Raw genomic sequence first — 12,989 nt, forward strand, 5'->3', positions numbered from 1 at the left:
TTGAGGGCTCACGGAGAGCAATCCGCCCTGCCCTTAGCCTCGCGCCCGAACGCTGCCGCGTCCACCGCAAGCCCGGCTCACGAAAATGACGACTCAAGATCGCCCCTCTTGGTCGAGCCGGGATGGCCGACACATACGCCGTTTCCGAATTTCGGTAAAGCGGAATATTTTTGCGCGGGTAGATTGACAACGGGGCGACACAGCAAGCCCCCGTAGCCTATGGAGCGCAGCGAAATCCGAGACAACACCAAATGTGGGCGAGCGGCACGGATTACCCTTGCGCTCCATCCGGGCTACGACCTACCCGCCGAAATCCCGCGGGCTGAACGGCAGGTCCATGATCTGCCACTCCCCGTATTTGTCGGCCGGCAGCATCTTGTAGGGCTGGCAGGCCTGGAGCGCGCTCATCGCGGACTTCACGAGGGCCACGCCCTTTGCAGACGGCGGGGCTTCGATCAGGATCGGCTCGCGCGCCAGGGTGCCGTCGGTGGCGAGCACCGTGCGCAGCTTGATGTTGACATTATCGGTCGGGCTAACCCCGGCCGGCAGCTTCGCGCAACTCTTCAAGTGGCGACGCAGCTCGGCGACGACCTCGGGCGGCAGCTTGGCGGCAATCGAATCCTTGCCATCGCCGCCGTCATCCTTGGGCGCGTCTTTCGACGGCTCCGGCAGTTCGGGCGGCAGGCCCAGCATGACGCCGTACTTGACGGTAACGTCAGGCTCCGGCGCCTGATAGGCCGGCGGCGGCGCGGCCTCTGGCGGCGGCATCGCGGGTGCTGGCTGAGGCTGTTGCAGCGACTGAGGCTGCGGCTGGTTCGGTGGCTGTCGCGGCGCTTGCGACGGCTGCGGCTGTTGCTGCCAAGGTTGCGGCTGCTGAGGTTGCGGCTGCTGAGATTGCGGCTGCGCGTTCGCCTCGCGTGGCTTCGGCGTCTGTGAGGGTTGCGGCTGCGGCTGTTTCTGCTGCGGTTCGGGCGACGCCTGCGGCTGCGGTGATTGCGACGCGGCCTGCTGCTTGGCCGCAGCCTCCTGCTTGGCCGCAGCCTTCGGCGCGGCTTCCGCCTTGTTCTTGTCGGTGACGTCCAGTTTCGGCAATTTCAGGTCGGGGAACGGCTCCGGCGGCTTCTCCTTCGCCTCCTCTTTGGCTTTCTCCTCGGCCTTGGCCTCCTCCTGCTTCACCTGCTCCGGCGTGACGATGTCCACCGAAACAGTCTCGGGCGGCGCGGCGTGAAACGGACGGACTTCGCTGATCACGATGATCAGCGCGACCAGCGTCAGGTGGGCGATCGCCGACGCTGCAATGTCCGTCCGTATGATCTTCCGCAGTTCCATCGACCGATCTTGGGTTGCCGCCCTGCTCCTAGCATACCGGACCGGCCCCTCAATCCCATTTTGGCGCGAAGCCGAAATCGGTCAGGCGCCCCTTCGGATTGGCCAGCGCGGCGATTGCAGCCATCTCGTCGTCGGAGAGCTCGAAATCGAAGATATCGATGTTTTCCGACAGACGTTCGACGCGCGAGGTGCGCGGGATCGCAGCGACATTCTGTTGCACCAGCCAGCGCAGGCAGATCTGCGCCGGCGTCTTGCGATGCAGACGCCCGATCCCGGCGAGCGTCTGGTCGGTCTTGATGCGCCCCTTCGCGATCGGGCTGTAGGCGACCAGCGCGAGCGCGTGCTGGTCGCAGGCCGCCCTCACCTTCGCCTGGTCGAGATAGGGGTGGTATTCGACTTGGTTGCAGACCAGCGGCTCCGGCGACAACGCCACCGCCTGCTCGATCAGCGCCACCGTGAAATTGGAGACGCCGATGTGGCGGGTCAGGCCCATGCGCTTGGCATGCGACAGCGCGCCCAGCGTCTCCTCCAGCGGCACGTGCGAATTGGGCCAGTGCAGCAGCAGGAGGTCGACGGAGGTCAGCCGCATGCGCGCCAGGCTCTCCTTGACCGAGCGTTCGAGGTCGTGGGGCGCGAAATGATTGGTCCAGACTTTCGTGGTCAGGAAGATGTCGTCGCGGCGCACGCCGGAGGCGCGCACGCCGTCGCCGACCTCGCGCTCATTGTCGTAGACCTGCGCGGTGTCGATGTGGCGATAGCCGAGTCGCAGCGCCTGCTCGACCACACGCGCGCACATGCGCCCGCCCAGCTCCCAGGTCCCCAGCCCGATCGCCGGTATCCTTGCGCCATTGGCCTCGACGAACAGCATGAGGAATCCTCTCTGTTGCAGTCGCCCCAGATATCATTATGGACCCGGTCCGTCATGGTGCCAACGGACGCCGCGCCGGATATTCAGCGCAATGCTAACGGGAGGTTCGCACCAGGGGTCAGGCTTTGGCGAGCGCCTGAAACACGGTGTCCGGCGCATGCGCGATCACCGCAAGCAGCGCGCGGGCGGGTCCGCGCGGGGCGCGCTTGCCCTGCTCCCAGTTGCGGATGGTCTCGACGGGAACGCCGAGCTTGGCCGCGAATTCCATCTGGGTCAGGCAGGCGCGGCGGCGCAAATCGCGCACCGCCAGCGAGTTGGTGTCGCCAGCGGCGGCATTGGCCACAGGCTGGACCGGAAACGGCTGGACCGGAAGCGGTTGCACCGGAAGCGGTTGCACCGGAAATTCCTGCCCGTCCCGCAACTCGACGACCCGTCCGTCCGCCTTCAGCCGCAACCGCATGTCCATTCCCCCAAGCGCGGGTGATGATGCGGCAGGTCGCTTAAGTTCGGATTAAAGATAGCGGGGTCCGGTGCCCCGTTGCCTGCCCCGTCATTGCGAGCGTAGCGAAAGCAATCCAGAATCCCTCCGCGGCGACAGTCTGGATTGCTTCGCTACGCTCGCAATGACGGGGAGAGAGATGCGCCTCGAGCGCCCCCCTACCTCAACCCTCGAGCGCCCCCTACCTCAACCCGAACCACAGCGTCGCGATGCCAAGGAAGGAGAAGAAGCCGACGACGTCGGTCACCGTCGTCACGAAGGTGCCGGAGGCCACGGCCGGATCGGCCCTGACGCGTTCGAGCGCCATCGGGATCAGGATGCCGCCGAGCGCGCCGGCAAAGAGGTTCACGATGATCGCAAGCCCGATGACGATGCCGAGGCCCGGGATCTTGAACCAGGCCACCGCCGCGATGCCCGTGATCACGGCGAAGGCGAGACCGTTGACGAGGCCGACCAGCGCCTCGCGCATCACCACGCGCCAGGCATTGGAGGAGCCGAGCTCGCGCGTCGCCAGCGCGCGCACCGCGACCGTCATGGTCTGCGTCGCGGCATTGCCGCCCTGGCTCGCGACGATCGGCGCCAGCACGGCGAGTGCCACCATCTTCTCGAGCTGGCCCTCGAACAGGCCGAGCACGGAGGATGCCAGAAAGGCGGTGGCGAGATTGACCAGCAGCCAGTTGAACCGGGCGCGCGCAATGGTGAACACGGTGTCGGAAAGCTCTTCGTCGCTGTTGACGCCGCCGAGCGCCTTGAGGTCCTCGTCCGCCTCTTCCTCGATCACGTCGACGACGTCGTCGACGGTGATGACGCCGACGAGGCGATCCTGGGTGTCGAGCACGGGGGCTGCGACGAGATTGTACTTGCCGAACATGCGCGCCACCTCCTCCTGGTCCTCCAGGACGGAGACGCGGCGGCGATCCTCGTCGGTCAGCTCGGCAAGCGCCACCGGACGGCGCGCGCGCAACAGCACGTCGAGCGAGACCGCGCCCTGCCAGTGCTGCTCCTTGTCGACGACATAGATCTCGTAGAAGCGGTCGGGCAGATCAGGCGTCTCGCGCATGTAGTCGATCGCCTGACCCACGGTGAAATCCTGGGGCACTGCGATGAACTCGGTCTGCATCCGGCGGCCGGCGGAATTTTCCGGATAAAGCAGGCTGCGCTCGAGCGCGACGCGCTCCTTCAGCGGCAGCTTCTCGAGGATCTCCTCCTGCTCGGCCTGGTCGAGGGTTTCCAGCAGCTCGACCGCGTCGTCGGATTCGAGCTCGCGGACGCCTTCCGCGACGGTCTCCGGCGGCAGCTCCTCGAGGATCTCCTCGCGCACGCCCTCGTCGAGCTCGTTCAGTGCGGAGAAATCGAAATCGCGCCCCGTCAGTTCGACCAGACGGACGCGGTCGTCGGGCTCGAGAGCCCCGATCAGATCGCCGAGATCGGCCTCGTGCAGCTCGGCCACGCAGGCGCGCAGCGCAGCGCTGTCGCCGGCCTCGATCGCATGGGCGATTTCCGCGACGAATTCATGACGAATTTCGCCGTCTTCATTGCGCATCGGCACGTGGTCGAGTACCGAATCCGCGGCAGATGCGGCACGGTCCATATGGTCGTCCATGGCGCGCCTCACCGTTTGACAGGTTGGAACGAGTGGTCTGAGCTGATGGTTCAGGCAATACCCACAAGGCGACTCCGAGCGCAATGACAAAGATGCTTCGATTGAGGTGGACCTCGATGTCGGCAGGCGCAGCCCTCGCCGCCCTCACCGGCATCGCCTCGGCCGTGGCGGCGGATTGCCCGCGCAAGGACGCGCTCGGCACCTCGCGCCTTCTGGGCGTCGATGCCAAGACCACGCCGCGGGTGGGCCTGAAGAGCTTTCCGCAGACGTTGGCGCTGGCCGATCACGAGGTCGTCCTGACCTTCGACGATGGACCGCATCCGCCGACGACGTCGAAAGTGCTGGCGGCGCTGGCGCAGGAATGCGTGCGCGCGACCTTCTTCCTGATCGGCCTGCACGCCTCCGAACACCCGGACATGGTCAAGCGCATTGCCCGCGAGGGCCATACCATCGGCCACCACACCTTCTCGCATCCGTTCATGGCGCGGATCCCGTTCGACAAGGCGAAGAGCGAGATCGACCGTGGCATTGCCGCCGACGAGATGGCGCTGCACGGGACGTCGACGACGACGCCTTCGACGCCGTTCTTCCGCTTTCCCTATTTCGAAGCCACGCAAGCCGAGCTCGACCTGCTCCAGTCCCGCGGCATCGTCGTGTTCGGTGCCGACCTGTGGGCCAGCGACTGGAACGAGATGACGCCGGAGCAGGAACTGAAGCTCGTCACCGAGCGGCTCGCCGCCGCCGGCAAGGGCATCATCCTGTTCCACGATCCCAAGGCGCGCACGGCCGCGATCATGCCGGCATTCCTGCGCTACCTGAGGGAGAACGGCTATCGGGTGGTTCACATCGTGCCGGCGGGCGCGTCACAGAAGAATGCCGACGCGCGTTGATGCCGGAATGTCACGCCGGCGCAAAATGGGGTGATTCAGGCCCTGTTAACAGTCTGTTCATGCTACGCTATGCAATGATCACAGGAGACCTGCGCCTGAACCGTTTCGGGGCATCTCCGACCTAAGGGTATGGCGGCAATCGCGCACGAGGGCAGACCGGATTCATGATCGGCAGTAGCGTTGTATGTCGGACGCGATCGTGGATCGTCCTTTGTCTCGGCCTGCTGGCCGTCGCGTCACCGGCAGCTCATGCGGCCGACTGCCCCGGCCATCCGGACGCGCTCGGGACGTCCCGCACCCTCGTGGTCGATCCGCGCGAGCATCCGCGCATCGGCACCATGCAATACCGCGAGACGCTGCCCCTGAAGGACCATGAAGTCGTCCTGACCTTCGACGACGGGCCGTTGCCGAAATATTCCAACCAGGTGCTCCAGATCCTCGCCGACGAGTGCATCAAGGCGACCTTCTTCATTATCGGCGGCCAGGCCAAGGCCAACCCGGAAGGCGTGCGCAAGCTGGTCGCGGCCGGCCACACCGTCGGCACGCACAGCATGACCCATCCGCTGACGTTCGACCGGATGCCGATCGAGAAGGCGGAGACCGAGATCAACGGCGGCGTCGCATGGACCTCGGCCGCGATGACCGATCCGTCAAGACTGGCGCCGTTCTTCCGCATTCCCGGCCTGATGCGCGCTGAAGGCGTCGAAAACCTTCTGATCTCGCGGGGCATCCAGGTCTGGAGCGCCGATTTCCCCGCCGACGACTGGCGCCATGTCTCGCCCGACCGCGTCTATCAGCTCGCGATCCAGCGGCTCGAAGCCAAGGGCAAGGGCATTTTGCTACTGCACGACATCCAGCCGCGCACGGTGGCGGCGCTGCCGAAGATCATCCGTGATTTGAAGGCGCGCGGCTATCGCATCGTGCACGTGGTGCCTGCGACTGCCGACCAGCCGGCGACGCCGACCACGGCGGTCGAATGGCTGCTGCATCCGCCGACCGAGACTGTGCCGATCGCACGCTGGCCGGGTGTGCCGAACTTCGTGTTCACGGAGACCCGGATGCTGCCGGCGCCTTCGCTGGTCGACCTCAATACGCAGACCGAGCGTCAATCGCTGCTGCCGCACAAGACCAAGGCGCAGGTGGATATCGCATCCACCCTTCCCGTGCCTAGCCGTGATCTCTTTGCGATCCCCGAGGGCTCGGTCGAGGTGTTGCTGTCGACGACATTGGCGCGGCGCGCCGCGACGCGATTGGCAATGGCGGCCGAGACGCCTCGCGCGGCCAAGGGCAATGCCGCCAAGTCGCGCGGCCCCCGAACTGCTCACGCCGCGCAGGCCAAGGGCGCGGCCCCCAAAAGCGCTGGACCGAAGAGCGCTGGACCGAAGAGCGCTACTTCGAAGAGCGCCGCGCCGCATCCGACCCGCGTGGCGAGCCTGAAGAAGCGCGCGCAGTAGCCGTCACTGTCGCATGATGTTGGCGACGCAGAGCAGCACGATCAGCGCCAGGAAGAACAGGTCCATATAGGATTTGAGCTCGCCGTCGCGCCGCAGTCGCGCCACGTCGGCCACGACCTGCTTGCGCGTATTCGTTCCGCCGGAGCCGTCATTGATCGGGCCCTGCAGGCGTTTCGTCTCGGCCTCGAGCCTCTCGATCTTCTGGTAGAAGTAGAAAGCCCGCAGCGTCGAGGCCGCGCGCATGCCGCTATAAACCAGCACCAGGATCGCGATGATCGCCCGGTTCTGGTATTTCTCCATGAAGTTCAGGCTGAAATAGACCATCGCCATGAACGCGAAGTTGGTCACGAAGCGATAGACGAAGCTTAGAAAGACCATGCGGGCTCAAGCCTTGAAGGGTGGCGCAACCGGATCGTGTTGCGAAGGGGGATCAGGGGCCCAGACCGGAACAGCCGGGCCTGGATGCCGTGCAGGCCTGTCTACGCCAACTTTGTTTCAACAAAGATACTATCGCCCCGGCAATTGCCGCCTTTTCGCCACGCGCGGCCATAATGCAAGCCCCAGTATGGCCGCCGGACCGATCCACGCCGGCGGCCGCAACGGCTCAATGGAGATTTGGCGGAAGTCGCGATAGACTGGCGCCGCCACCTGTGGGGGTCTGCGATGCCGAAGAAGGGAATCACCGGCCATGACGACTGGGTCCTGACCGAGGCGCTGGCGACCGCGCTGGTCGCGCTGGAGCAGCTCGAGTCCAGGCATCAGCCGAACGCGCATATGGACGACATCCGCAAGATGCTCTCCAACGGCAAGGAGCCGGCGGCGGTCAGCCTGCACCTCGCCCAAGCGAAATGCCGCCTGTTTCCGGATACGGATCCGCTTGAGATCTACAAGGAATACGGCATCGGCGAGGAGTATGGCTGAGGGCGGCGCCCGACGATCGAGCTAGGGCCCGCCCGCCACCGATCCCGCGATCACCATGACCAGCGCGGCCAGGTCGATCTTGCCGTTGACGATCAGCTCTTCCGAGCCTTCCGCATCGTCCGGGCGTTCGACCTTCAGCGATTGCGGCCGGTTGGCCGCCTGCCGCTGCAGCTCGCCGATGACGGCTTCCGTGAGTTTCTCTTCCAGCATGGGCTCTTCCTTTCCCGTCCAGTTCCGATCGATTATGAACTCACCGCCGTTCCGGGATCGTCAGGCCAGGCGTCGCGGGCGGCTGTGGTGGATCGTGCAGGCGGCGACCGCCGCGTGGCCGAACGCAACCGAGATCTGGTGCAGGTCGGTGACGACGTCGCCGATCCCGTAGAGCCCGTCGATCGACGTGCGCTGATGGTCGTCGACTTTCAGGTAACCCTCCCCGGTATGTTCGGCCTCCAGCGCCACAGCGAGCTGCGAGCGCACCTCCGCTCCCATCGCGGGGTAGATCATGTCGAATTGCGTCGTGCGGCCGCCTTCGAAGACGGCTTCGAGGCCGTCGTCTCCCCGTCTCAGACGCAGGCCGGACGCCGACACGACCTCGACGCCCGCTTCGGTCAGCTCCGACGCTGCGGCCTTGCCGTCATCCCGCTCCGTCACGAGCAACGTCACGTCGCGCGAGTAGCTGCGCAGGAATAGCGCCTTGGCAGCGGCACGGTGCAGCGGGCCGACGACGCCGATGCGGCGGCCGGTCGCCTCGAAGGCGTCGCAGACGGGACAGTAGCGCAACAGCCCGTCCGCGACCGCGGCGCGCCATTCGTCGAACGGCGGATGAGTGTCGACGATGCCGCAGGCAAGAATGACGGTGGCGGCCGCATGCGCCTCGCCGTTCCAGACCGCCTGAAAACCATGATCGTGCCGCCGCAAGGCGGTGACCTCGGCGGCCACCCGCGTGACCGCGAGCTCGCCCAGTTGCGCCGACATGCGCGCGATCAGGTCGGTGCCGGACAGGCCGTGGACGAAGCCCGGTACATTGTGACTGCGCGGGATCAGCGCTGCCCGGCTTGCGCCTGCGTCCACGACACAGACACGGCGCCTGAAGCGCGCAAGGTAGATCGCGGCCATCAGCCCGGCCGGGCCGCCGCCGACGATCAGGCAATCATACGCGTTGGTCGGGTCGCCTTCCGTCAAAGCGGCTTCTCCACAAATGGCTGGCGTTCGACCAACCGGAGGTTCAGCTTGGCGTTCCATCGGCTCGAAGCTTTCGCCGACGTCGCCTGGATCAGGAGTCCCGCCAGAACTCCGCCAGTTCTTCCGCGTTCATCAGATCGACCTGGCCGTGAAAGCGGGTGCGGTACATCGTCATGAGCGCATCGTGCCCGACGTCGGACGAGCTGCACAGCGCATCCTCGACGATGACGACCCTGAAGCCGAGATCGACGGCGCTCAGGACCGTCGACAGCACGCAGACGTCCGTCTCCGCGCCCGTGATCACGACCGTACCGACGTTCTTGTCGACCAGCAGGCTGGCAAGACCGGGATTGCTGAACGCGGAATAGGCCGGCTTGTCGACGATTGCAGCGGGAGGGACGAACCGGCTCAGAGCCGGCACGAGTTCGAGAGCCGATGGCGGCAGATGCCTGCGGGTCGCCTGTCGCCAGCGATGAAAATAGCTCCGCCACTGTCCCGGACGATCTTCCGGGTCCTCGGGCGTGATGAAGCGCGTGAAGATCGTTCTGGCCTGATGGCGCGAAACGATCGCGGCGATGGTCGGCAGGACCCGCTCCATCCAGGGCGTCGCCCACATGCCGCCGGGGGCGAAGATGTTCTGCATGTCGATACACAAGTGCACGGCGTCACTGATGTCGGCAACTTCCGACGCGCTGTCTCTCATGGTCCTCCACCTTCAGGCGCGTCGCCACGCGCGAGGAATCGTGATGTCCGCATCGTCATGTCCCGCGGTGACCTCATCGATTGCAAATGCGATCCCACGGCCATCGTTCCCCGTTCATCCGCCGGAGGACGCACGTGCCGAGACTCCCGGGGAAACCCAAAAACTGAAGGATTTGAATGCCGCGCGTGGCCAGCCGGTGCGCTCGGAGCTCACCTTCCCCGCCTTGTTCGATCGTGGAAATGAGCTTGCGGTGCTTCTCCCCGAAGCGTAATTTTCAACCCTACGTAGCTCATTCGAAAGCATCTCACGGGTTCGGCCAAGCGGGAGAAAGCAATGGCGGATGTCCCATGGCACCTTTCCGGTGACTATTTCGAGAATTGCAGTTGCAGCATCGTGTGTCCCTGCCTGGTGTCGGCGGCGCCCCCATTGACCGCCCGACCGACCGAGGGTTTTTGCAACGTACCGCTGATCTTCCACATCGAGAGCGGCCGCTATGGCGATATCGCGCTCGACGGGCTGAATGTGCTCGTCATCCTCCACGCGCCTGGGGTCATGGCAGACGGAGATTGGTCGGTGGCCGCCTATGTCGATCAGCGCGCCGATGATGAGCAGACCGAGGCCCTGGCTGCAATCTTCACCGGTGGTGCCGGCGGTCCGATGGCCGCGTTCGCGCCGCTGATCAGCAAGAACCTGGGGGTGCGCAAGGTCCCGATCACGTTCCGGATCGACGGCAAGACGCGGTCCGCTGAAATTCCCGGCATCCTGCACATGTCCGTCGATCCCTTACCGACCATGCATCCGAGCGGGGAGATGTGGGTGAACATCGGCCATCCGGTCAGCCCCGACGCCATGGTGATGGCGGTCGGCGCCGCCGGCAATACCTTCAGCGATCACGGCATGCGCTGGGATAATTCCGGCAGGAACGGCCTTTATGCGCCGATCCGCTGGTCGAACCAGGCGTGATGTAGCCTCCCGATACCGGCCTGCGTCAGGCCGGCAATGTCGATCGCAAATGACGGACAGCCCCCTGGAAATCGTGCTGCGGCGCGATCGCTGGATCGTCGGCGGCGCGATCGGCCTCATTGTCGCGCTGGCATGGAGCTATGTGCTCTGGCTCGCCAACGACATGGACATGGGCGGCATGGACATGACCGAGTTCCGCATGATCCCGGCCGGGATCGGGATCATGCTGCCGGCCAGCGAGCCGTGGCGATCGATCGAGTTCGCCTATGTGTTCCTGATGTGGGCGGTGATGATGGTCGGAATGATGGCCCCCTCGGCCGCGCCCATGATCCTGATGTACGCCCGCGTAGGTCGACAGGGCAAAGCGCAAGGCAAGCCATTCGCCGCGACCGGCTGGTTTGCCGCCGGCTATGTCCTCGCCTGGTGCGGCTTTTCGCTGGCAGCCACCTTGCTCCAATGGGCGATCGAGCGGGCCGCCCTGCTGGATTCCCGGATGGCGATCGCGAGCAACCTGCTCGGCGCTATCGTGCTGATCGCGGCGGGTGTCTATCAATGGACACGTCTCAAAGACGTCTGTCTGGCCCAGTGCCAGTCGCCGTTTCTGTTCCTGATGCGCCATGGCGGCTTTCGCGGCGACCTGCGCGGTTGCCTGCTGCTGGGCTTTCGGCACGGCGGCTATTGCGTCGGCTGCTGCTGGGTTTTGATGGCGCTGTTGTTCGTGGGCGGCGTGATGAACGTGCTCTGGATCGCGCTCCTGGCCCTGCTTGTCCTTTTGGAGAAACTCACGCCGGTCGGACGCTGGATCGCGCGCGCTGCCGGCATAGCCTGTGTGGCTGCGGGTGCCTGGCTCCTGCTGTCCTTGTGATTGCGGGTCGCGGACGTCGATCGCGCCGGCGGAGCGAACTCTCGGCCGGGAGATCGAACATCGAGGATCAGCGCAGGCCCATTTCCAGGATTCGCAGCGCCCAGCAAGGCGGGCATCGACGATCGCGAAAGGATTCTTCGGGTATCTGTTCCCCTGGTGCGCTCGGAGGGACTCGAACCCCCACGATTTTACTCACTGCCACCTCAAGGCAGCGCGTCTACCAATTCCGCCACGAGCGCTTTGGGGATGCCGGCTTGAGGCCTGAAGGCCAGCCGGATCAACGGCGCCGATCTAACAAATCCATCAGAGGGGTACAAGCCTGCAAAGGCCCCGAATTCCACAAGCTTTGCAGGAAATTTCCGGCTCGCCCCCCGAATCGGCGCTACCGGGTGCCCAGGCCGCTACCGCGTGCCCAGGCCGCTACCGCATGCCGGGGGTGCGCGGCAGCATCTGCTTGACCTCGACCGCGATGCGGTTGCGGTCGACCAGCACGACGCCGGAGGCGACTGGCAGATTGTTGGCCAAAACCTTGACCTCGTCGGCCTCGGTTGCGTCCAGCTCGATGATGGCGCCGCGGGAAAGACGCAGGACTTGATGGATCGGCATGGTGGTCGTCCCGAGGACGACCATGAGATCCACGGTGACTTTATCGAGAGTGGGCACTGTCGGGACCGCCGCAACTGGGGACTAGGGACTGGGACTTGGAGCAAGAGCCTCTAGATAAGAGGCTTGAGATATGAGGCTTGAGTTATGAGGCTTGGCATTTGCGCCTCCAATGATCACCACGTTATGGTTAGCCAATGGTTAATTCGCCCCACCCCGCCCGCCAAAACCAGCGTCAAGAGCTCGATTTGACGTCGTTTTCCCTTGCGGGCGGCGCGCCGGTCGAGTGGCGGATCTCCGACACCCCTGTGCCCTACCCGGACGCCGTGGCCGCCATGGAGGCGCGCGTGGCGGCGATCGCGGCCGGCGAAGCAACGGAGCTGGTGTGGCTGCTCGAACATCCTCCACTCTACACCTCCGGCACCTCGGGCAAGGAAAGCGACCTGCTCGATGCCCGATTTCCGATCTTTGCCACCGGGCGCGGCGGGCAGCTCACCTATCACGGGCCCGGCCAGCGGGTGGCCTATGTCATGCTCGACCTCAAGCGCCGCCGGCCGGATGTGCGGGCCTACGTCGCGAGCCTGGAGGAATTGATCCTGCGGACGCTTGCCGCCTTCAACGTCCGCGGCGAGCGGCGCGAGGACCGGGTCGGCGTCTGGGTGAAGCGGCCCGACAAGGGGCCCGAGTACGAAGACAAGATCGCCGCGATCGGCGTGCGGCTGAAGCGCTGGGTTTCGTTCCACGGCATCGCCATCAATGTCGAGCCGGAGCTCAAGCATTTCAACGGCATCGTGCCCTGCGGCGTCGCCGATCCCCGCTACGGCGTCACCTCGCTGGTCGATCTCGGCCAGCTCGTGACCCTGGCCGACGTCGATGTCGCGCTCCGGCAGGCGTTTGAGGAGCTGTTCGGGCCGACCCGAGCGCTACTTCCCGAAGCGGCCGTCTAGTTGTTGCAGCCCGCTTGTTCTCCGCGGGCCCGGAATCGGCTACGCTTCACTCCGGCGTCGCCCACGCCTCCCCCCTCCGCCGGGAAAGTAAATCTCATGCCGGGCGACTAGATCATCGGACCGACTGTTCGAGCGCCAGGCATAAGGAGGGATTGCGCTTTC

The 12,989-nt window shown here is 65.3% G+C and carries 15 protein-coding genes and 1 tRNA gene; 6 read left to right on the top strand and 10 right to left on the bottom strand.

Annotated features, from left to right (window positions below; all coding sequences use genetic code 11):
• Window positions 1-300: 300 nt before the first annotated feature.
• From IVB31_RS11640 to mgtE, 4 genes are all read right to left on the bottom strand, one after another.
• Entirely contained in the window at window positions 301-1,329 is a 1,029-nt protein-coding gene (locus tag IVB31_RS11640; RefSeq protein ID WP_247321961.1) for a hypothetical protein, read from the bottom strand.
• Between the two features lie 49 nt (window positions 1,330-1,378).
• A complete protein-coding gene (locus tag IVB31_RS11645) occupies window positions 1,379-2,197 on the bottom strand; it encodes an aldo/keto reductase (RefSeq protein WP_247321964.1) in 819 nt (272 codons plus the stop codon).
• A 118-nt stretch (window positions 2,198-2,315) separates the two neighbouring features.
• Complete coding sequence (locus tag IVB31_RS11650) at window positions 2,316-2,663, bottom strand: helix-turn-helix domain-containing protein (RefSeq protein ID WP_247321966.1); 348 nt, start codon at window positions 2,661-2,663, stop codon at window positions 2,316-2,318.
• A 214-nt stretch (window positions 2,664-2,877) separates the two neighbouring features.
• Window positions 2,878-4,299: a magnesium transporter gene (gene mgtE / locus IVB31_RS11655; RefSeq protein WP_247321969.1), complete on the bottom strand. Its 1,422-nt coding sequence runs from the start codon at window positions 4,297-4,299 to the stop codon at window positions 2,878-2,880.
• A gap of 116 nt (window positions 4,300-4,415) precedes the next feature.
• Between mgtE and IVB31_RS11660 the strand changes: the two genes are divergently transcribed.
• Together IVB31_RS11660 and IVB31_RS11665 are read left to right on the top strand one after the other, a co-directional pair.
• The gene (locus tag IVB31_RS11660) at window positions 4,416-5,189 is read left to right on the top strand and encodes a polysaccharide deacetylase family protein (RefSeq protein ID WP_247321972.1); all 774 of its coding nucleotides are present in this window, start codon (window positions 4,416-4,418) and stop codon (window positions 5,187-5,189) included.
• Window positions 5,190-5,353: 164 nt separating this feature from the next.
• The gene (locus tag IVB31_RS11665) at window positions 5,354-6,643 is read left to right on the top strand and encodes a polysaccharide deacetylase family protein (protein ID WP_247321974.1); all 1,290 of its coding nucleotides are present in this window, start codon (window positions 5,354-5,356) and stop codon (window positions 6,641-6,643) included.
• 3 nt (window positions 6,644-6,646) lie between these two features.
• On the opposite strand, the gene IVB31_RS11670 is transcribed toward IVB31_RS11665, so the two are convergent.
• Window positions 6,647-7,021 carry a hypothetical protein gene (locus IVB31_RS11670; protein WP_247321977.1) on the bottom strand — a complete coding sequence of 125 codons (375 nt, stop codon included), beginning with the start codon at window positions 7,019-7,021 and terminating at the stop codon, window positions 6,647-6,649.
• Between the two features lie 285 nt (window positions 7,022-7,306).
• Here IVB31_RS11670 and IVB31_RS11675 point away from each other — a divergent pair, with 285 nt between their 5' ends.
• Window positions 7,307-7,564 carry a hypothetical protein gene (locus tag IVB31_RS11675; protein ID WP_247321978.1) on the top strand — a complete coding sequence of 86 codons (258 nt, stop codon included), beginning with the start codon at window positions 7,307-7,309 and terminating at the stop codon, window positions 7,562-7,564.
• Between the two features lie 21 nt (window positions 7,565-7,585).
• Here the strand turns inward: IVB31_RS11675 and IVB31_RS11680 are convergent, their stop codons facing one another.
• The 3 genes from IVB31_RS11680 to IVB31_RS11690 form a co-directional block, all read right to left on the bottom strand.
• Window positions 7,586-7,774 carry a hypothetical protein gene (locus IVB31_RS11680; RefSeq protein ID WP_247321980.1) on the bottom strand — a complete coding sequence of 63 codons (189 nt, stop codon included), beginning with the start codon at window positions 7,772-7,774 and terminating at the stop codon, window positions 7,586-7,588.
• A 60-nt stretch (window positions 7,775-7,834) separates the two neighbouring features.
• On the bottom strand, window positions 7,835-8,746 hold the full coding sequence (locus IVB31_RS11685) for an NAD(P)/FAD-dependent oxidoreductase (protein ID WP_256464310.1): 912 nt from the start codon (window positions 8,744-8,746) through the stop codon (window positions 7,835-7,837).
• 91 nt (window positions 8,747-8,837) lie between these two features.
• Window positions 8,838-9,449, bottom strand: coding sequence for an isochorismatase family cysteine hydrolase (locus IVB31_RS11690; RefSeq protein ID WP_247321984.1), 612 nt, complete (start codon window positions 9,447-9,449; stop codon window positions 8,838-8,840).
• A gap of 333 nt (window positions 9,450-9,782) precedes the next feature.
• On the opposite strand from IVB31_RS11690, the gene IVB31_RS11695 reads away from it, so the two are divergent.
• Both IVB31_RS11695 and IVB31_RS11700 read left to right on the top strand, forming a co-directional pair.
• Window positions 9,783-10,412 carry a DUF1326 domain-containing protein gene (locus tag IVB31_RS11695; RefSeq protein ID WP_247321987.1) on the top strand — a complete coding sequence of 210 codons (630 nt, stop codon included), beginning with the start codon at window positions 9,783-9,785 and terminating at the stop codon, window positions 10,410-10,412.
• Window positions 10,413-10,461: 49 nt separating this feature from the next.
• The gene (locus IVB31_RS11700) at window positions 10,462-11,277 is read left to right on the top strand and encodes a DUF2182 domain-containing protein (protein ID WP_247322002.1); all 816 of its coding nucleotides are present in this window, start codon (window positions 10,462-10,464) and stop codon (window positions 11,275-11,277) included.
• A 154-nt stretch (window positions 11,278-11,431) separates the two neighbouring features.
• On the opposite strand, the gene IVB31_RS11705 is transcribed toward IVB31_RS11700, so the two are convergent.
• Window positions 11,432-11,516: transfer RNA gene (locus IVB31_RS11705), tRNA-Leu, on the bottom strand.
• A gap of 181 nt (window positions 11,517-11,697) precedes the next feature.
• Complete coding sequence (locus tag IVB31_RS11710; RefSeq protein ID WP_200499773.1) at window positions 11,698-11,940, bottom strand: FliM/FliN family flagellar motor switch protein; 243 nt, start codon at window positions 11,938-11,940, stop codon at window positions 11,698-11,700.
• 137 nt (window positions 11,941-12,077) lie between these two features.
• Between IVB31_RS11710 and lipB the strand changes: the two genes are divergently transcribed.
• A complete protein-coding gene (gene lipB / locus IVB31_RS11715) occupies window positions 12,078-12,827 on the top strand; it encodes a lipoyl(octanoyl) transferase LipB (protein WP_247322006.1) in 750 nt (249 codons plus the stop codon).
• The last annotated feature ends 162 nt before the right edge of the window (window positions 12,828-12,989 follow it).

Origin of the sequence: Bradyrhizobium sp. 21, from assembly GCF_023073335.1 — a bacterium.
Lineage (GTDB): Bacteria > Pseudomonadota > Alphaproteobacteria > Rhizobiales > Xanthobacteraceae > Bradyrhizobium.